This is a genomic window from Pseudomonas sp. 273 (assembly GCF_029201425.1).
Lineage (GTDB): Bacteria > Pseudomonadota > Gammaproteobacteria > Pseudomonadales > Pseudomonadaceae > Pseudomonas > Pseudomonas delhiensis.
This window is the reverse complement of sequence record NZ_CP116775.1, coordinates 4,084,617-4,102,681: the sequence shown is the minus strand read 5'-3', so window position 1 is coordinate 4,102,681 and position 18,065 is coordinate 4,084,617. Positions and strand designations below refer to the sequence as shown.

General features: G+C 69.1%; 14 protein-coding genes. 12 read left to right on the top strand and 2 right to left on the bottom strand.

Annotation, left to right across the window (positions count from 1 at the left end):
* Positions 1-11: 11 nt before the first annotated feature.
* The 5 genes from PKO50_RS18650 to PKO50_RS18630 all read left to right on the top strand — a co-directional run bounded on the left by PKO50_RS18650 (position 12) and on the right by PKO50_RS18630 (position 4,425).
* Complete coding sequence (locus tag PKO50_RS18650) at positions 12-1,064, top strand: 3-keto-5-aminohexanoate cleavage protein (protein ID WP_109935910.1); 1,053 nt, start codon at positions 12-14, stop codon at positions 1,062-1,064.
* 79 nt (positions 1,065-1,143) lie between these two features.
* Positions 1,144-2,430 carry an MFS transporter gene (locus tag PKO50_RS18645; protein ID WP_275626900.1) on the top strand — a complete coding sequence of 429 codons (1,287 nt, stop codon included), beginning with the start codon at positions 1,144-1,146 and terminating at the stop codon, positions 2,428-2,430.
* The gene (locus tag PKO50_RS18640) at positions 2,424-3,089 is read left to right on the top strand and encodes a DsbA family protein (RefSeq protein WP_275626899.1); all 666 of its coding nucleotides are present in this window, start codon (positions 2,424-2,426) and stop codon (positions 3,087-3,089) included. The genes PKO50_RS18645 and PKO50_RS18640 overlap by 7 nt, the downstream gene beginning before the upstream one ends.
* The gene (locus PKO50_RS18635; protein WP_275626898.1) at positions 3,086-3,418 is read left to right on the top strand and encodes a Rieske 2Fe-2S domain-containing protein; all 333 of its coding nucleotides are present in this window, start codon (positions 3,086-3,088) and stop codon (positions 3,416-3,418) included. The genes PKO50_RS18640 and PKO50_RS18635 overlap by 4 nt, the downstream gene beginning before the upstream one ends.
* A complete protein-coding gene (locus PKO50_RS18630; protein WP_275626897.1) occupies positions 3,415-4,425 on the top strand; it encodes a putative sulfate exporter family transporter in 1,011 nt (336 codons plus the stop codon). The genes PKO50_RS18635 and PKO50_RS18630 overlap by 4 nt, the downstream gene beginning before the upstream one ends.
* Positions 4,426-5,302: 877 nt before the next feature.
* Here PKO50_RS18630 and PKO50_RS18625 read toward each other — a convergent pair.
* Entirely contained in the window at positions 5,303-6,304 is a 1,002-nt protein-coding gene (locus tag PKO50_RS18625) for an AraC family transcriptional regulator (protein WP_275630499.1), read from the bottom strand.
* A gap of 333 nt (positions 6,305-6,637) precedes the next feature.
* Between PKO50_RS18625 and PKO50_RS18620 the strand changes: the two genes are divergently transcribed.
* From PKO50_RS18620 to PKO50_RS18600, 5 genes are all read left to right on the top strand, one after another.
* On the top strand, positions 6,638-7,201 hold the full coding sequence (locus PKO50_RS18620; protein ID WP_275626896.1) for an alpha/beta hydrolase: 564 nt from the start codon (positions 6,638-6,640) through the stop codon (positions 7,199-7,201).
* Positions 7,202-7,334: 133 nt separating this feature from the next.
* Complete coding sequence (locus PKO50_RS18615; protein WP_275626895.1) at positions 7,335-9,182, top strand: DUF1302 domain-containing protein; 1,848 nt, start codon at positions 7,335-7,337, stop codon at positions 9,180-9,182.
* Between the two features lie 41 nt (positions 9,183-9,223).
* Entirely contained in the window at positions 9,224-10,582 is a 1,359-nt protein-coding gene (locus PKO50_RS18610) for a DUF1329 domain-containing protein (protein WP_109933054.1), read from the top strand.
* A gap of 63 nt (positions 10,583-10,645) precedes the next feature.
* Positions 10,646-11,710 (top strand): YCF48-related protein, encoded by a 1,065-nt coding sequence (locus PKO50_RS18605; protein WP_275626894.1) that lies wholly within the window; start codon positions 10,646-10,648, stop codon positions 11,708-11,710.
* Positions 11,711-11,737: 27 nt separating this feature from the next.
* Positions 11,738-14,173: an MMPL family transporter gene (locus PKO50_RS18600; RefSeq protein ID WP_275626893.1), complete on the top strand. Its 2,436-nt coding sequence runs from the start codon at positions 11,738-11,740 to the stop codon at positions 14,171-14,173.
* A 774-nt stretch (positions 14,174-14,947) separates the two neighbouring features.
* Here the strand turns inward: PKO50_RS18600 and PKO50_RS18595 are convergent.
* Entirely contained in the window at positions 14,948-15,130 is a 183-nt protein-coding gene (locus PKO50_RS18595) for a hypothetical protein (RefSeq protein ID WP_275626892.1), read from the bottom strand.
* 288 nt (positions 15,131-15,418) lie between these two features.
* Between PKO50_RS18595 and ppk2 the strand changes: the two genes are divergently transcribed.
* Positions 15,419-16,243, top strand: coding sequence for a polyphosphate kinase 2 (ppk2, locus tag PKO50_RS18590; RefSeq protein WP_275626891.1), 825 nt, complete (start codon positions 15,419-15,421; stop codon positions 16,241-16,243).
* 27 nt (positions 16,244-16,270) lie between these two features.
* Positions 16,271-18,049 carry a monovalent cation:proton antiporter-2 (CPA2) family protein gene (locus PKO50_RS18585; protein ID WP_275626890.1) on the top strand — a complete coding sequence of 593 codons (1,779 nt, stop codon included), beginning with the start codon at positions 16,271-16,273 and terminating at the stop codon, positions 18,047-18,049.
* Positions 18,050-18,065 lie beyond the last annotated feature (16 nt).

The window sequence follows — 18,065 nt, the reverse complement described above, 5'->3', positions numbered from 1 at the left end:
AGGAGACCGACATGCAATTTTTCGACGATTCCCTGCACCCGGAAAACCAGGAGAAGGTGGTCATCACCGTGGCTCCCTACGGCCCGGAATGGATGCCCGAGGACTTCCCCGAGGACATCCCGGTGACCATGGACGAGCAGGTGCAGAAGGCCGTGGACTGCTACGAGGCCGGTGCCACCGTGCTCCACCTGCACGTGCGTGAGCTGGACGGCAAGGGCTCCAAGCGCCTGTCCAAGTTCAACGAGCTGATCGCCGGCGTGCGCGAGGCGGTGCCGGAGATGATCATCCAGGTCGGTGGCTCCATCTCCTTCGCCCCGGAGGACGAGGGCGAGGCGGCCAAGTGGCTGTCCGACGACACCCGGCACATGCTCGCCGAGCTGACGCCCAAGCCGGACCAGGTGACGGTGGCGATCAACACCACCCAGATGAACATCATGGAGCTGCTCTACCCGGAATACCTGGCGGGCACCTCCCTGGCCAACCCGGCGTACCAGGCGGCCTACAGCGAGATGACCGTGCCCGCCGGCCCGGCCTGGGTCGAGGAGCACCTCAAGCGCCTGCAGGCGAACGATATCCAGCCGCACTTCCAGCTGACCGGCATGCACGCCCTGGAAACCCTCGAGCGCCTGGTGCGCAAGGGCGTCTACAAGGGCCCGCTGAACCTGACCTGGATCGGCATCGGCGGTGGCTTCGACGGCCCCAACCCGTTCAACTTCATGAACTTCGTGCACCGCGCACCCGATGGCGCCTGCGTCACCGCCGAGTCGCTGCTGAAGAACGTGCTGCCGTTCAACATGATCGCCATGGCCATGGGCCTGCACCCGCGCTGCGGCATCGAGGACACCATCATCGACCAGCACGGCCAGCGCATGACCTCGGTGGAGCAGATCCAGCAGTGCGTGCGCGTCGCCCACGAACTGGGCCGCGAAGTCGCCGACGGCCGCGAGGCACGGGCGATCTACCGCATCGGCGTACAGTACGAGAGCATCGAGGAAACCCTGCGCATGAACGGCATGGCGCCGAACCGCGTGCCGGGTCAGAAAGGCGTGCCGCAACGCGCCTGAGCAGTGCCGGCCGGGGCCCGTGCCCCGGCCGCCGTCCATTACAACAACAAGAAACCATCTCGCCTGGAGAGGTAGCGCCATGGCCATCCACTCCGTCGCCCTGGGCGACATTCCCGCCACCGAACCCAGCGTGTCGCGCCGATACGCCTGGGTGGTGTTCGCCTTGACCTTCGGCCTGCTGATCTCCGACTACATGTCGCGCCAGGTGCTCAATGCGGTGTTCCCGCTGCTCAAGACCGAGTGGGTGCTGAGCGATGCGCAGCTGGGCCTGCTCAGCGGCATAGTGGCGGTGATGGTCGGCGTGCTGACCTTCCCGCTGTCGCTGCTGGCCGACCGCTGGGGGCGGGTGCGCAGCCTGGTGCTGATGGCCATGCTCTGGAGCCTGGCCACCCTCGGCTGCGCCCTGGCCGAGAACTTCCCGCAGATGTTCGCCGCGCGCTTCCTGGTGGGCGTGGGCGAGGCGGCCTACGGCAGCGTCGGCATCGCCGTGGTGATCTCGGTGTTCCCCGCGCACCTGCGCGCGACCCTGACCGGCGCCTTCATGGCCGGCGGCATGTTCGGCTCGGTGCTGGGCATGGGCCTGGGCGGCGTGCTGGCCGCGCACCTGGGCTGGCGCTGGGCATTCGCCGGCATGGCGCTGTTCGGCCTGCTGCTGGCCCTGGCCTACCCGTTGCTGGTCAACGACAAGCGCATCGGCCATGTGCGCACCACCTCGGGCACGCGTAGCGGGCATTCGCTGAAGAGCCTGTTCGCCAGCCGCTCGGTGGTCAGCGCCTACATCGGCAGTGGCCTGCAGCTGTTCGTCGGCGCTGCGGTGATGGTCTGGCTGCCCAGCTACCTGAACCGCTACTACCACATGGGCACCGACCGCGCCGGCATGGTCTCGGGCCTGGTGGTGCTGGTCGGCGGCACCGGCATGGTGCTCTGCGGCATCCTCTGCGACCGCCTGGGGCGCACCGCGCCGCAGCGCAAGATCGTCCTGGCCATCGCCTTCTGCGTGATCAGCTGCCTGCTGCTGTCGGTCGCCTTCCGCCTGCCGCCGGGTGCCGTGCAGCTGAGCCTGATCGCCCTGGCCATGCTGGTCGCCACCGGCACGTCCGGGCCGGCCGGGGCCATGGTCGCCAACCTGACCCACGCCGCCGTGCACGGCACCGCCTTCGCCACCCTGACCCTGGTCAACAACCTCCTGGGCCTGGCTCCGGGCCCGCTGCTCACCGGCGTGCTGGCCGACCACCTGGGGCTGGACCGGGCCTTCCAGCTGATACCGCTGATCAGCGTCGCCGCGGCCCTGGTGTTCTGCTACGCCTACCGCCACTACCCGGCCGACATCCAGCGCCTGCGGGGCGGGGAGGGCGCAGCATGCTGAACCTGCAACTGGAGATGACCTTCGACTTCATCTGCCCCTGGTGCCTGATCGGCAAGCGCAACCTGGATACGGCGCTGCGCGCGTTCGCCCAGCAGCGCCCGGAGGTTCGCGTCAACCTTTCCTGGCTGGGCCTGCAACTGCTGCCGCAGGTGCCGATGCAGGGCGAGCCCTTCGCCGAGTTCTACCTGCGCCGCCTGGGCGGCAAGCGCGCGGTGCGCGCGCGGCAGGCCGAGGTGCGCAACGCGGCGCGCAAGGCCGGGGTCGACATCGAGCTGGAGCGCATCCGCGTCATGCCCAACACCACCTACGCGCACCGGGTGTTCCAGCGCGCGGCCCAGGTCGGTACGCCGGTACAACTGGAGTGCCTGCTGGAACAGCTGTTCCGCGCGCACTTCGTGCTGGGCGACGACCTTGGCCAAACCGATTCGCTGCGGCGCATCCTGCGCGCCTGCGGCTACCAGACCGGTGACTTCGAGCAGGCACTGACGGAGGGAGCACGCTATTTTATCGGCCGCCGGGTGGGGTTGGCCGATTCAAGCGTACCGCTGTTCCTGCTCGAAGGCCGGCCCTTCGCCCTCGGCGCCCAGCCGCCGGAGCAACTGCTGGCGGCCCTGTCGCGCGCCGTGGAACGCAAGCACCAGGCGGAGGCAGGGGCATGAGCAACCTGGCCGTGCCCGCCGGGCAACTGCCGGGGGAGGGCGGGCGGCGCCTGTTCTTCCTCGACGGGCGCGGCGTGCTGCTGTTCAACGTCGAAGGCGAGTACTACGCCATCGACGACAGTTGCCCCCACGCCGGCGCCTCGCTGTTCTCCGGCAAGCTGCAGGGCCGCTGGCTGCAATGCCCGGCCCACGGCCTGCGCTTCGACCTGGCCACGGGCTGCGCCGCCGGGGTGGCCGGGTTCGGCGTGCGCCGCCACGCCATCGAATGGGACGGCGACACCTGCATCGTCGTGATTTCCGATTCCGCGCCCGAGGAGCTTCCCGCATGAGCGCCACCGCCATCGCTGCGCTGGGTACGCGCAGCCGTACCCTGCTGCCCGGCCTGCTGGTCAGCGCCATGGTCGCCGCCGCGGCCACCTTCCTGTCCGAGCACTACGGCGCGCCGGTGATGCTCTTCGCCCTGCTGCTGGGGCTGGCACTGAACTTCCTCTCCGCCGACGGCACCTGCAAGGCCGGCATCGAGTTCACCGCCCGCGAGGTGCTGCGCCTGGGCGTGGCGCTGCTGGGCATCCGCATCACCCTCGGGCAGATCGCCGCGCTGGGCTGGCAACCGGTGGCGATGGTGGTCGTGCTGGTGGTCGTGACCATCCTGGTGTCCATCGCCGCCGCCCGCGCCATGGGCTTCAACAGCCTGTTCGGCCTGCTTTCCGGAGGCGCCACCGCGATCTGCGGGGCCTCGGCGGCACTGGCGCTGGCGGCGGCCCTGCCGGCCCACGAGAAGAAGGAGAAGGCCACGCTGTTCACCGTGCTCGGCGTCTCGGCGCTGTCGACCCTGGCGATGATCCTCTACCCGACCATCGCTCACCTCCTGGCCTTGCCGCCGCTGCAGGCCGGGATGTTCCTCGGCGGCACCATCCACGACGTGGCCCAGGTGGTGGGCGCCGGCTACAGCATGTCCCACGAGACCGGCGACGTGGCCACGGTGGTCAAGCTGATGCGCGTGGCCATGCTGCTGCCGGTGATCCTCTGCGCCGCCATGATCACCCGTGCCCGCGGCGTGGAGCCGGGCAGCAAGCGCCCGCCGCTGCTGCCGTGGTTCGCCGTGGGCTTCGTGCTGCTGGCCGCGCTGAACAGCACCGGCCTGGTGCCCGAGGTGGTGCAGCAGGCTGGTGGCAAGCTGTCGCAGTGGTGCCTGGTGATCGCCATCGCCGCGCTGGGCATGAAGACCCAGCTGCGCGAGCTGGCCACGGTGGGGATCCGGCCGATCCTGCTGATGGTTGGCGAAACCGTTTTCCTCGCCGTGCTGGTGCTTGCGATGCTGCACTGGGGGCTGTGACGGTCAACCACAGCTCGACCCGAGGTGGGGCCGGCAGGGGGGCAGCGCCCTTGCCGGCCTTTTTTTCGTCTGGTGTGAGGGGGATTCATAGGGGCTTGCTTGCGGACCTTTGGCTCGTGCGCCTTTCCACCAGTCGTCATTCCTGCGAACGCGAGAACCCTATTGGCTTGGGGGCTTGGTGTAGCGCGCCGCTCCGAGTGCGTTGATGTTTCTTGTTTCGCCCCCTCGGGCGAGTCACTTTTGTCAGTCGCCACAAAAGTAACCAAAAAGGCTTGCCCCGACATACGGGCCCGATGGAGCCGGGCTACCCTCACGAACTCCCCCGCCACGGAGGCCCGCCCCGAGGGTACGTCCCTGTAGCCCATCGGGGCTCTAGCGACATCCATGTCGCATGACCTCCTGAGCGCCGGTTTCGCTCGGCCTTCTGAAGGGGCGTTCCGGTGCGCTCGGTTGTTTCTCTGGAAACCCAAAATCAAGAGCGGCACTGCTCTTCGTAGGAGCGAGCTTGCTCGCGAACCCTGACTCCGTCCCCCTCCCTAACCCTCCCCCGCAAGCGGGAGAGGGGACCGTTCGGCATGAAGCGGAATCACGAAGCTCCCGGGTTCCCCGTAGGGCGCATAACGCCTACGGCGTTATCCGCCGAATCGCGGACAGAGTCCGCTCCTACGGTTCCAGGACGCACGGGTGTAGGAGCGGACTCCGTCCGCGATTGGACTCACCAGCCGCGCCGGACATCCCTGTGGCACGGCCGACGGCGGTGAGGGCTATCAGGATGACTCCGGACGCTCCGGCAGCTCAGGACAGCCCCCTCTCCCGCTTGCGGGAGAGGGGCTCTTGAGCCCGCCCACGCCGAACCAACCGCCGGCACCACCGTCCCTCACTCCTCCTTGCGCCCGTGCTGGCGCCGCCAGGCCGCCGGGGCCATGCCGAACTGCTGGGTGAACCAGCGGGTGAAGGAGCTGGGCATGGAGTAGCCGAGCAGGTCGGCGATGCGCCCCAGGCTGTAGCGCGGGTTCTCCAGGTAGCGCAGCACCAGTTCGCGGCGCACTTCGTTGATGAGGTCGGAGAAGGTCACCCGGTTGTCTTCCAGGCGGCGCTGCAGCGTGCGCACGTTCAGCCCCAGGGACAGGGCGATCTGCTCGATGGTGGCGCGACCCATGGGCAGCAGCAGGTAGATGGCCTTGCGCACCTCGTTCAGGGTGCTGGCCTCGGCGGCGCCAGGCAGCGAGTCCACGAAGCTGCGGGCGTGGCGCACCATGGCCGGGTCGGCCAGGGGGTTGGGCGCGTCCAGGGCTGTGGCCGGGCAGACGATGCCGTTGAACTCGCTGCCGAAATCGATCTTGCAGGCGAACAGCCGGCGGTGCACCTGCAGGTCGGCCGGGGCGTCGTGGGTGAAGTTCACGCTCAGCGGCTTCCAGTGCGGGCCGAGGAGGGCGCCGCAGAGCCGGTAGAGCACCCCCACCGCCAGCTCTATGCCCTGGCGCGCCGGCATCGGCGGCACGGTCACCAGCTCCTCGCGGAGGATCACCGTGCGGCCTTCCTGGTCGACGTACAGGGCCAGGGATTCGTTGATCAGGTGGCGGTACTGGACGATGGTGTCGATGGCCTCGCGCAGGGTCGCCTGGTGGGTGAGCAGCAGGCTGATCACGCCGAAGTCGGAGAGTTGCCGCGACTCGGCCATGCGCAGGCCGAAGGTCTCGCAGCCGCTGGCGCGCGCCGATTCCTCCAGCAGGCGCACCGCCGCCACGGTGGGAATGCGCTGCTCGGCGTTGTCGAGCATGGACTGGCTCAGGCCCACCTGGCTGAGCTGCTGCTGCGGGTTCAGGCCGAGGTGGCGGGCCACCTCCAGGTAGTTGGTCAGGGCCGCCACACGCACCATTGGGGTCATATCGGTCGCCTTCTTTTTCTTCTTCTGTCGTCGAGGGTGTCACGCAAGGTCAAGTGGACGAGGCGGCAGCCGCGCGGTCCGGCTTGCTCCACGGCGACAGATTCTATCGGCCGTCTCGGCCGCCCGCGCGGGAAAGATTAGCCCAGGGGCGCGCCTTGGGCCCGTCGCAGAGGGCGCAGGCCTCGGGTGACGCGGCCGGCGCAGGACGGCCGGGCACCGCGGTGTCATCAAATGCGAAGTGCCTGACGCCCTATGCAAAGCAGCCCCGGCGGTGCGCCTCTACTGTCTGCTCCAACATCTTCGAAACCGCCGCGAGGTAATCCGGTGAGCCATTCCAACGACACCACCGTCCTCATCGTCCCCGGCCTGCGCGAGCACGTGCCCGGGCACTGGCAGACGCTGCTCCAGGCGCGCCTGCCGAAGGTTCGCTCGGTACCGCCGCTGACCGAGGACAAGCTCAACCTCGACGCCCGTGTCGAGGCCATCCAGCGCGAGGTCGAGCAGATCGACGGGCCGCTGATCCTGGTCGCGCACAGCGCCGGGGTGCTGATGGTGGTGCACTGGGCGGCGCGCTACAGCCGGCCGGTCAAGGGCGCGCTGCTGGCCACCCCGCCGGACCTGGACGCCCGTTGGCCGGAAGGCTACCCGACGCCGCAGAGCCTGGCCGAGAACGGCTGGACCCCGCTGCCACGCCGGCGCCTGCCGTTCCCCAGCCTGGTGGCGGCCAGCGAGAACGACCACCTGGCCAGCCTCGCCGCGGTGCAGCGCATGGCCCGCGACTGGGGCGGCAGCCTGGTCGAGCTGGGCTGCGTCGGCCACCTCAACCCGGCCTCCGGGTTCGGCGACTGGCCACGGGCCGACGCCCTGATCCGCCAGCTGGACCACTGAGTTTCCCGACTCATGGCGCCGGCGCCCGCCGCCGGAGCCGTGCCTCGCCCGCAGGTTCCGGGGCGTGAACAAGAAAGGGCCGCAAGACGAGCCTGAAGTGCGTGCCGACAACAACAAGAAACGGAGCAATCCAATGCACAATCAGAAGTACCCGGCACGGCCCCTGCGCCGCTGCCTGCTGGCCTCGGCCATCCTCGCCAGCATCGGCAGCCCGCTGGTGCAGGCGGTGGAGATCGATACCGGCAACCCCGACATCAGCCTGCGCTTCGACAACACCGTGAAGCTCAGCTACGGGCAGCGCGTGGAAGGGCAGAACAGCAAGATCGCCAACACCGCCAACGTCAACGACGGCGACCGCAACTTCGGCGTCGGCAGTGCGGTGACGCAGCGCTTCGACCTGCTCAGCGAGCTGGACTTCGTCTACCGCGACAGCATGGGCTTCCGCCTCAGCGGCGCCGGCTGGTACGACCATGCCTATGACCACGTCGGCGGCAGCAACGCCTTCCCCGGGCAGCGCGCCAACGCCGGCCACCTGGTGAACGGCAGCGGCAGGGTGCTCGCACCGGCCGGCGCGCAGCCGGCCACCAGCGGCCTGAACGGCTTCGCCGACCGCTACTACAACGGGCCCTCGGGCGAGCTGCTGGACGCCTTCGTCTTCGCCAGCCACGAGGTCGGCGACGGCATGCTGCTCAGCGGCAAGCTCGGCCGCCACACCGTGTACTGGGGCGAGACGCTGTTCAGCGCCGCCAACGGCATCAACTACGGCCAGTCGGCCCTGGACCTGGGCAAGCTGTACAACGTGCCCGGCACCGAGGCCAAGGAACTGTTCATGCCGCGCAACCAGCTGTCCATGTCGCTCACGGTGAACCCGGAGCTGACCCTGGCGGCGCAGTACTTCCTCGAGTTCGAGAACTCGCGCTTCCCCGAAGGCGGCACCTACATGGGGCCGTACGACATGCTCAACGACGGCGGCAAGGTCTTCTGGCTGCCGATCCCGGCCTCGGCGGCCTACTACGGCGCGCCGCGCGGCCACGATGCCACGCCGAGCAACACCGGCGACTTCGGCCTGATGGCCAAGTGGAGCCCGGAGTGGCTCGACGGCACCCTGGGCTTCTACTACCGCAAGACCTCCGACACCCTGCCGGCGGTGCTGGTGGATGCGCCCAACCTGCAGCGGCCCGGCCTGGCCGGCCTGCCGGGGATGAACTACTTCACCGCCTACGCCGACGACATCGACATCTACGGCATCAGCCTGTCGAAGAACATCGGCCCGGTCAGCGTCGGCCTGGACCTGAACTACCGCGAGAACATGCCGCTGGCGAGCAACTTCACCACCATCAACCCGACGCTCTACGCCGCGGCCCAGCGCGGCCTGATCAACGGCGCCAACCTGATCGGCGAGCGGCCTTCGGACGGCGATACCGGCCTGGCCCGCGGCAAGACCTTCCACGTGGTGCTCAACGGCCTGGTGACCTTCGGCGCCACCCCGCTGTGGGACGCTTCCAGCCTGGCGCTGGAAGGCACCCTGACGCACCTGGTGAAGGTCACCGAGGGCGAACAGACCTTCAAGGGCGACTCCAGCTACCGCGGCGTCGACAAGGTCACCCCCAACGCCTACGCCATGTCCGCCAGCTTCACCCCCACCTGGTACCAGGCCTTCCCCGGCGTCGACCTGTCCATGCCGATGGCCTACAACGTCGGCCTGCACGGCAACTCGGCGGTGCAGCTGGGCGGCAACGAGGATGCCGGCAGCTACTCGGTCGGCGTGGCCGCGGACTTCCACCAGAAGTACCGCTTCGACCTGAAGTACGTCGACGCCTTCGGTCCCTTCGACACCTGCGAGACCGGCCGCGACAACAACACCCCCGGCGCCAACGGCCTGTACCAGTGCATCCCCGGGCAGATCACCTCGCAGGCCGGCCTCGCGCCCCTGCTGAAGGACCGCGGCATGGTCACCGCCTCGTTCAAGGCAACCTTCTGAATTCACGTACGGCTCCGTGAGCGGAGCAGGAGATACACCCCATGAACCTCAAGCCTTCCCTGTTGGCCACGGCGCTCGGCCTGGCCCTGAGCGGCGCGGCGCTGGCCGCGGTTTCCCCCCAGGAGGCCGCGCAGCTGGGCGCCAGCCTGACCCCGGTCGGTGCCGAGAAGGGCGCCAGCGCCGACGGCGCCATTCCCGCCTACAGCGGCGGCCTGACCCAGGCCCCGGCCGGCTTCAAGCCCGGCGACAGCATGCGCCCGGACCCCTTCGCCGGCGACAAGCCGCTGCTGGTGATCGACGGCAAGAACGCCGAGCAGTACAAGGCCCAGCTCAGCGCCACCACCCTGGAACTGGCCAAGCGCTACCCGAGCTTCCGCGTCGACGTCTACCCGACCCACCGCAGCGCCGCCTTGCCCCAGGCCGTGCTGGAAAACAGCAAGAAGAACGCCGTGGCCACCCAGGCCCTGGAAGGCGGCATGGCCATCGACAATGCCTTGCCGGGCGTACCCTTCCCGATTCCCAAGAGCGGCGCCGAGGCCATGTGGAACTTCCTGCTGCGTTACCAGGGGGTGAACATCAAGGCCAAGTACGACTCCTGGAACGTCGACGCCGCCGGCAGCGCCAACCTCGCCACCACCGGCCAGGCCTTCATCAACTACCCGATCTACGAGGACCTGGCGCAGCCGGTGAAGGGCACCGAGGTCTACTACCAGATGAAGCTCTACTACACCGGCCCCGCGCGCCGCGCCGGCGAGGCGATGATGCTCAAGGACGCCGCCAACCCGCTGCAGCAGCCGCGCCGCGCCTGGCAGTACCTGCCCGGCCAGCGCCGGGTGAAGCTGGCGCCGAACCTGGCCTACGACACCCCCAACCCGGGCATGGCCGGCGCCGGCACCTACGACGACGTGTTCGTCTTCAACGGCGCGCTGGACCGCTACGACTGGAAGCTGCTGGGCAAGCAGGAAATGATCGTGCCCTACAACACCTACCGCCTGACCTACGCCAGCGACATCAAGCCGGTGGTCACGCCGAACCACCTGGCGCCGGACTACGTGCGCTGGGAGAAGCACCGCGTGTGGGTGGTGGAAGGCACGCTGAAGTCGGATGCGCGGCACATCTACGCCAAGCGCCGCTTCTACCTCGACGAGGACAGCTGGGTGGCCCTGGCGTCCGACGAGTACGACGCGCGCGGCCAGCTGTACCGCGGCTCCTTCGCCTTCCTCAGCCAGAGCTACGACAAGCAGATCCCGGACGCCACGCCGTTCATGATCTACGACCTCAGTGCCGGCAGCTACAACATCAACGGCATCGTCGGGCCCTACGGCGGCATCAACTACATCGAACCGCTGGCCAAGACCCAGTGGTCCCCCGAGGCCCTGGCCGGCAGCGGCATTCGCTGACGCGCCGGGCCCGGCAGCGGCGGCCCGCACGGGCCGCCGCCTTCCATCTGATGAGGTAGCGGTATGCGATTTCCCTTCATGCCCAGCCTGGCCTGCGCCGGCCTGGGGCTGGCGCTGCTGGCCGGCGTGGCCCGGGCCGACGAGTACGTCGACGTGCTGGACCTGCCGGCGCAGCGTTCCACGCTGGCCCAGAGCAGCCCGCTGGCGTCCATCGCCCGGGCCGGCCAGCGCCTGGTGGTGGTCGGCCAGCGCGGGCACATCCTGTATTCGGACGACAACGGCAAGCGCTGGCAGCAGGCCGAGGTGCCGGTCAGTTCGGACCTCACCGCCGTCCGCTTCCCGACGGCGCAGGACGGCTGGGCGGTCGGCCACGACGGCGTGGTACTGCACAGCGCCGACGGTGGCCTGCACTGGACGCGCCAGCTCGACGGCCGGCGCATCGGCCAGCTGATGCTGGACTTCTACGCGGCCAATCCGCAACCGGACAACGCCCCGCTGCTGGAGCAGGCACAGCGCATGAAGGAGGAGGGCGCCGACAAGCCGTTCCTCGACGTCTGGTTCAAGGACGCGCGCGAGGGCTTCGTCGTCGGCGCCTTCGACCTGATCCTGCACACCGCCGACGGCGGCCTCAGCTGGACGCCCTGGAACCACCGCATCGACAACCCGCAATCGCTGCACCTGACCGCCATCGCGGCGGTGGGCGATGACCTGTTCATCGTCGGCGAGCAGGGCCTGCTGCTGAAGCTGGACCGCCAGCGCCAGCGCTTCGTCGCGCTGAACTCGCCGTACCAGGGCACCTTCTTCGGCATCGTCGGCAAGCCCGGCCTGCTGTTCGCCTACGGCCTGCGCGGCCATGCGGCACGCAGCGTCGATGACGGCGCGCACTGGGCCCTGGTGAGCACCGGCCTGCCGGTGAGCCTGACTGCGGCCGGCTTCGCCGACGATGGCCGCCTCTACCTGTTCAGCCAGTCCGGGCAGGGCCTGGTGAGCAGCGACGACGGCGCCAGCTTCACGCCCCTGGCACTGGCCCAGCGCACGCCGGTCAGCGCCGCCCTGGCCAGCGGCGACAGCCTGCTGCTGGTGGGCAGCCGCGGCCTGCAGCGCAGCGCGCTGCCGGCCGCCCGATAAGAACAAGATAAAAGAGATAGCCTCATCATGGTCGACCTCAAGCAAGGGCAGATGCCCGTCATCCACGACCTGCGGGATTTCGACGCGCACAGCGGCAGCCTGCTGGAGCGCCTGGTGTTCAACCACCGGATCCTGTTCGTCAGCCTGATCGCCCTGGTCACGCTGCTGCTCGGCTGGACGGCCCTGACCCGCCTGGAGATCAAGCCCAGCTTCGAGAAGATGATCCCCCACAGCCATCCGTACATCCGCAACTACCTGGACAACCGCGCCGCGCTGCGCGGGCTGGGCAACGCCGTGCGGGTGGTGGTGGAGAGCAGCCACGGCGACATCTTCGACCCCGCCTACCTGGAAACGCTCAAGCAGATCAACGACCAGCTGTTCCTCAGCCCCGGTGTCGACCGTGCCTGGATGAAGTCGCTGTGGTCGCCGGCAGTACGCTGGACCGAGGTGACCGAGGAGGGCTTCCAGGGCGGCCCGGTCATGCCCGACGGCTATGCCGGCGACGCGGCGGGCATCGCCGGGCTGCGGCAGAACATCGCCCGCGCCGGCATCGTCGGCAGCCTGGTGGCCAACGACTTCCGCTCGAGCATGCTGGTGGTGCCGCTGCTGGACCATGACTCGGCCACCGGCAAGGGCATCGACTACCGGCAGTTCTCCCACGAGCTGGATGCGCTGCGCCTGAAGTACGAGTACCAGGGCGACCAGCGTGCCTTCGACGCCGGCGGGCCGGGCAAGGGCGCCGTGCGCATCCACGTGATCGGCTTCGCCAAGCTGGTGGGCGACCTGATCGACGGGCTGCTGCGGGTGATGATGTTCTTCGGCCTGGCGGTGGTCTCGGCCTTCGTCATCATCCTGCTCTACACCCGCTGCCTGCGCAGCAGCCTGCTGGTGATCTTCTGCTCACTGCTGGCGGTGGTCTGGCAGCTGGGGCTGATCGCCTGGCTGGGCTACGCCCTGGACCCGTACTCGATCCTGGTGCCGTTCCTGATCTTCGCCATCGGCGTGTCCCATGCGACGCAGAAGATGAACGGCATCATGCAGGACATCGGCCGCGGCACCCACCGCCTGGTGGCGGCGCGCAACACCTTCCGCCGCCTGTTCCTCGCCGGCGTCAGCGCGCTGCTGTGCGACGCCGTGGGCTTCGGCGTGCTCATGCTGATCGACATCCCGGTGATCAAGGCGCTGGCGATCACCGCGAGCATCGGCGTGGCGGTACTGGTCTTCACCTCGCTGCTGCTGATGCCGGTGGCGCTGTCCTTCATCGGCGTCAGCCCGCGCGCCGCCGCCCGTGCCCTGCGCGAGGAGCAGCAGGAGGCCCGCGAGCAGGGCCTGGGCCGGCTGTGGAGCCTGCTCGACCACTTCACCGAACGGCGCTGGGCCAGCATCGCCCTGGCCTGCGCCGCGCTGATCGGCGCCGGCAGCTTCGCGGTCAGCCAGCACCTGCAGATCGGCGACCTCGACGCCGGGGCGCCCGAGTTGCGCGCCGACTCGCGCTACAACCGCGACAACGCCTACATCACCAGCCACTACGCGCTGTCCAGCGACCTGTTCGCGGTCATGGTGAAAACCCCGGCCGAAGGTTGCCTGAACTACCGCACGCTGGTGCTCGCCGACCGCCTGGGCTGGGCGTTGCAGCAGCACCCCGGGGTGCAGGCGACGGTGTCGCTGGCCGACGCGGTGCGGCAGATCACCGCCGGCACCTACGAGGGCAATCCCAAGTTCGCCAGCCTGCAGCGCAACCAGGACGTGCTCAACTACTCGGCCCAGCAGGCCTCGGTGAACACCCCGGAGCTGTTCAACACCGAGTGCTCGGTGATGCCGGTGATCGCCTTCCTCAGGGACCACAAGGCGAAGACCCTGGAAGAGGTGACGGCGATCGCCGAAGACTTCGCCAAGGCCAATGGCACGCCGGACCGCCAGTTCCTCCTCGCCGCCGGCAGCGCCGGCATCGAGGCGGCGACCAACAGCGTGGTGCGCCAGGCCAACCACACCATGCTGTTGTACATCTACGCGGCGGTCAGCCTGTTCTGCCTGATCACCTTCCGCAGCTGGCGCGCGACCCTCGTGGCCATGCTGCCGCTGGTGCTGACCTCCATGCTCTGCGAGGCGCTGATGGTGTTCCTCGGCATCGGCGTGAAGGTGGCGACGCTGCCGGTGATCGCCCTGGGCGTCGGCATCGGCGTGGACTACGCGCTCTACCTGCTCAGCGTGCAGTTGCAACTGCAGCGCGCCGGCTTCTCCCTGGCGCTGGCCTACCGCCAGGCGGTGATCTTCACCGGCAAGGTGGTGGCGCTGGTCGGCGTGACCCTGGCCGCCGGCGTGGTGACCTGGGCCTGGTCGCCGATCAAGTTCCAGGCCGACATGGGCATCCTGCTGACCTTCATGTTCCTCTGGAACATGCTCGGCGCGCTGCTGCTGATCCCGGCGCTGTCGCACTTCCTGCTGAATGGCCGGCGGTTGTGAGGTGGCTGGGGGTGTGGGGGGATGGCTTCACTTGCGGAGCCTTGTCCCGCGCTCCCAACCCGACCTCGTCATTCCCGCGAACGCGGGACGCGGCTCCATCGCGAACAGCGCTTGCGCTGGCCCGAAGGGGAATAACCCAATTGGCTTGGGGGGGTGGTGTAGCGCGCCGCTCCGAGTGCTCGGATGTTTTTTGTTTCGCCCCCTCGGGCGAGTCACTTTTGTCAGTCGCCACAAAAGTAACCAAAAAGGCTTGCCCCGACATACGGGCCCGATGGAGCCGGGCTACCCTCACGAACTCCCCCGCCACGGAGGCCCGCCCCGAGGGTACGTCCCTGTAGCCCATCGGGGCTCTCGCGACATCCATGTCGCATGACCTCCTGAGCGCGGGTTTCGCTCGGCCTTCTGAAGGGGCGTTCCGGTGCGCTCGGTTGTTTCTCTGGAAACCCAAAAACCAGAGCAAGAGCGGCACTGCTCTTCGTAGGAGCGAGCTTGCTCGCGAACCCTGACTCCGTCCCCCTCCCTAACCCTCCCCCGCAAGCGGGAGAGGGGACCGTTCGGCGTGATGCGAAACCGCGAAGCTCCCGGGCTCCCCGTAGGGCGCATAACGCCTACGGCGTTATCCGCCGAATCGCGGACAGAGTCCGCTCCTACGGTTCCAGGATGCAGGGGCGTAGGAGCGGACTCCGTCCGCGATTGGATTTGCCGGCCACGCCGGACACCCCGGTGGCACGGACGGCGGCGGGTAACCGTGAACGGTTATGCGCCCTACGTCATTCAGTAACGGGGAATGGACTGCACCCGCGGGTCGATCTGCTGGCGGGGGATCTGCTGCCGGGTGTCGCGCTCGGTGTCGCTGCTGGTGCTGCGGGGCTGTCCGGGTTCGCAGCTCTGGCTGCTGCAGCCGGCGCCGGCCAGGGCGAGCAGGGCGGTGAGCAGGACAAGGGTGGGGCGTCGCATAGCGGCTCTTCCTTCGCGAAGTGGTCCATTGAGCAAACACGGGAATCCCGGCGGCCGCGAGGGCGGGCGACGAGCGGAGGCGGGCGAGGCGACGAATTACAGAAGCACCGGCGTGCCCGATGCCGCCTGGCGGTCCGTCCCGGGCGACCTGGCGAGTGTTCGAAAAGGCCCCCGGGCCGCCGGCAAACCGCCAGGGATCATCCATACTCAGCCAGGACATCCCACGTACCGGGCGCCGCAGGAGCGGGCGCCGTCCGCACGGGGCCAAGGCAGCGCACGGAGGGCCTCATGGCCAAATCCAAGAAAGACAGGAAACACGCGAAGGACGACGCAACGCAGCGGCTCGACCGCAAGACCTACGAAGCCGAACTCAAGCAGTTGCACGTGGAACTGGTGAAGCTCCAGGAGTGGGTGGTGGCCGAGGGGCTCAAGGTCTGCGTGGTCTTCGAGGGCCGCGACGGCGCCGGCAAGGGCGGCACCATCAAGGCCATCACCGAACGCGTCAGCCCGCGGGTGTTCCGCGTGGTGGCGCTGCCGGCGCCCACCGAGCGGGAGAAGTCGCAGATCTACGCCCAGCGCTACCTGACGCACCTGCCGGCGGCCGGCGAGGTGGTGATCTTCGACCGCAGCTGGTACAACCGCGCCGGCGTCGAGCGGGTCATGGGCTTCTGCACCGAGGAACAGTCGCGCAAGTTCCTCGCCGTGGTGCCGCTGTTCGAGAAGATGATGGTCGAGTCCGGGATCATCCTGCTCAAGTACTGGCTGGAAGTCAGCGCCGAGGAGCAGACGCGCCGCCTGCAGGACCGCATCAACGACGGCCGCAAGCTGTGGAAGCTGTCGCCCATGGACCTGAAGTCCTACGGCCGCTGGGACGACTACACCCGCGCCCGCGACGAGATGTTCGCCGCCTCGGATTCCTCCTGGGCCCCCTGGTACATGGCGCGCTCCGAGGACAAGCGGCGCGGGCGGCTGAACATCATCAGCCACCTGCTGGCGCAGATCCCCTACAAGGACATCACCCGCGAGGAGGTCGTCGAGCTGCCCAGGCGCGGGCGGATCGGCAAGTACAAGGCCGCTCCCTATCCGTTCCGGATGGTCGCCGAGCGCTTCTGAGCCCAACGCCCGCCGGGAGACGCAGCCATGCCCCATGACGGGAGCCTGCTCCAGGCCACGGTGATCTTCCTGCTCGCCGTGGTCCTGCTGGTGCCGCTGGCACAGCGCGCGAAGCTGGGCGCGGTGCCCGGCTACCTGCTGGCCGGCATCCTCATCGGGCCCTCGGTGCTGGGCCTGGTGAACAACCCGCAGAACGTCAGCCGGCTCTCGGAAATCGGCGTGGTGATGCTGCTCTTCATCATCGGCCTGGAACTGTCCCCGCGGCGCCTGTGGAGCATGCGCCGGGCGCTGTTCGGCGTCGGCCTGCTGCAGGTGCTGCTCACCGCCGTGCTCCTGGGCGGCATCGCCCTGGCCCTCGGCCAGCGCCTGCCGGCGGCGGTGGTGCTGGGCCTGGGCCTGGCCCTGTCGTCCACCGCCTTCGGCCTGCAGGTGCTGGCCGAGCGCAAGGAACTGGGCCGCCCCCACGGCCGCCTGGCGGTGGCCATCCTGCTGTTCCAGGACATCGCCGCCATCCCGTTGATCGCCGTGGTGCCGCTGCTGGGGGCCTCGGCTGGCGATGCCGCCGACGCCGGCGGCGGGCTGCGCCCGATCCTGGCGGTGGCCGCCGGCGTCGGCCTGGTCATCCTCGGTGGCCGCTACCTGCTGCGCCCGGCCTTCACCTGGGCGGTGGGCCCCGGCCTGCGCGAGCTGGCCACCGCCATGGCGCTGCTGATCGTGCTGGGCACCGCCTGGATCATGGAACACGTCGGCGTGTCCATGGCCCTGGGCGCCTTCCTCGCCGGCCTGCTGATGGCCGAATCGGAATACCGCCACGAGCTGGAGTCGCAGATCGAGCCCTTCAAGGGGCTGTTCCTGGGGCTGTTCTTCGTCGGCGTGGGCATGACCGCCGACCTGCGCCTGCTGCTGGGCGAACCCTGGGTGGTGCTGGGCCTGACCCTGCTGCTGGTGGCCGTCAAGCTGCCGCTGCTGTATGCCATGGGGCGCCTGGCGGGTGGCCTGGAACATGCCGGGGCGGTCTGCCTGGGCGTGGTCCTGGCTTCCGGTGGCGAGTTCGCCTTCGTGGTGTTCAGGCTGGCCCTGGAGCAGCGCCTGCTCGACCAGCGCCTGCACGACCTGCTGGTGCTGGCCATCACCCTGTCGATGGCACTGGTGCCGCTGCTGATGCTCGCCCTGGCGCGGCAGCTGCGCGCGCCGGCCGCCGAGGTACGGGCCCCGCCGGTGGCCGAGCCGGAGGTGGACCAGGCGCCGCGGGTGGTGATCGCCGGCATGGGCCGCATGGGCCGCGTCATCGCCCGCCTGTTGCAGGCCCGCGGCATTCCCCTGGTGGCGCTGGAGACCTCGGTGCAGGCCCTGGGCCGCGAGGTACCCGGGGTGCCGGTCTTCTACGGCGACCCCACGCGTCCGGAAATCCTCCACGCGGCCGGGGTGGGCGAGGCCGAACTGGTCATCGTCACCACCGACGACCCGCAGAGCAACCTGCGCACCGCCGAGGTGATCGCCCGGCACTATCCCGGCACGCGGGTGATCGCCCGCGCGCGCAACCGCCAGCACGTGCTGCAGCTGCTGGACCTGGGGGCGAGCCCGGTGCGCGAGACCTTCCACTCCAGCCTGGAGATGGCCCGCCGCGCCTTGCTCGCCCTGGGCGTGGACGAGGCGCAGGCGGCGGCCTGGGTGCGGGGTTACCAGAAACAGGAAGAGCGACGCCTGGCGGACCTCCACCGTGGAGGGAGCGATGCGCCCGCCGAGGCCACCTTCGACGAAGAAGACGACCCGGCGATGCCGCCGGAACTGCCGCGGGAGCACTAGCGGCGCGGGCACAGAG

What these genes read in the sequence shown, in the direction of transcription:
- PKO50_RS18585 (WP_275626890.1), top strand. Translation starts at nt 16,271, where the DNA reads ATGCCCCATGACGGGAGCCTGCTCCAGGCCACGGTGATCTTCCTGCTC.
- PKO50_RS18605 (WP_275626894.1), top strand. Translation starts at nt 10,646, where the DNA reads ATGCGATTTCCCTTCATGCCCAGCCTGGCCTGCGCCGGCCTGGGGCTG.
- PKO50_RS18625 (WP_275630499.1), bottom strand. Translation starts at nt 6,304, where the DNA reads ATGGTGCGTGTGGCGGCCCTGACCAACTACCTGGAGGTGGCCCGCCAC.
- PKO50_RS18640 (WP_275626899.1), top strand. Translation starts at nt 2,424, where the DNA reads ATGCTGAACCTGCAACTGGAGATGACCTTCGACTTCATCTGCCCCTGG.
- ppk2 (WP_275626891.1), top strand. Translation starts at nt 15,419, where the DNA reads ATGGCCAAATCCAAGAAAGACAGGAAACACGCGAAGGACGACGCAACG.
- PKO50_RS18615 (WP_275626895.1), top strand. Translation starts at nt 7,335, where the DNA reads ATGCACAATCAGAAGTACCCGGCACGGCCCCTGCGCCGCTGCCTGCTG.
- PKO50_RS18600 (WP_275626893.1), top strand. Translation starts at nt 11,738, where the DNA reads ATGGTCGACCTCAAGCAAGGGCAGATGCCCGTCATCCACGACCTGCGG.
- PKO50_RS18595 (WP_275626892.1), bottom strand. Translation starts at nt 15,130, where the DNA reads ATGCGACGCCCCACCCTTGTCCTGCTCACCGCCCTGCTCGCCCTGGCC.
- PKO50_RS18645 (WP_275626900.1), top strand. Translation starts at nt 1,144, where the DNA reads ATGGCCATCCACTCCGTCGCCCTGGGCGACATTCCCGCCACCGAACCC.
- PKO50_RS18635 (WP_275626898.1), top strand. Translation starts at nt 3,086, where the DNA reads ATGAGCAACCTGGCCGTGCCCGCCGGGCAACTGCCGGGGGAGGGCGGG.
- PKO50_RS18630 (WP_275626897.1), top strand. Translation starts at nt 3,415, where the DNA reads ATGAGCGCCACCGCCATCGCTGCGCTGGGTACGCGCAGCCGTACCCTG.
- PKO50_RS18650 (WP_109935910.1), top strand. Translation starts at nt 12, where the DNA reads ATGCAATTTTTCGACGATTCCCTGCACCCGGAAAACCAGGAGAAGGTG.
- PKO50_RS18610 (WP_109933054.1), top strand. Translation starts at nt 9,224, where the DNA reads ATGAACCTCAAGCCTTCCCTGTTGGCCACGGCGCTCGGCCTGGCCCTG.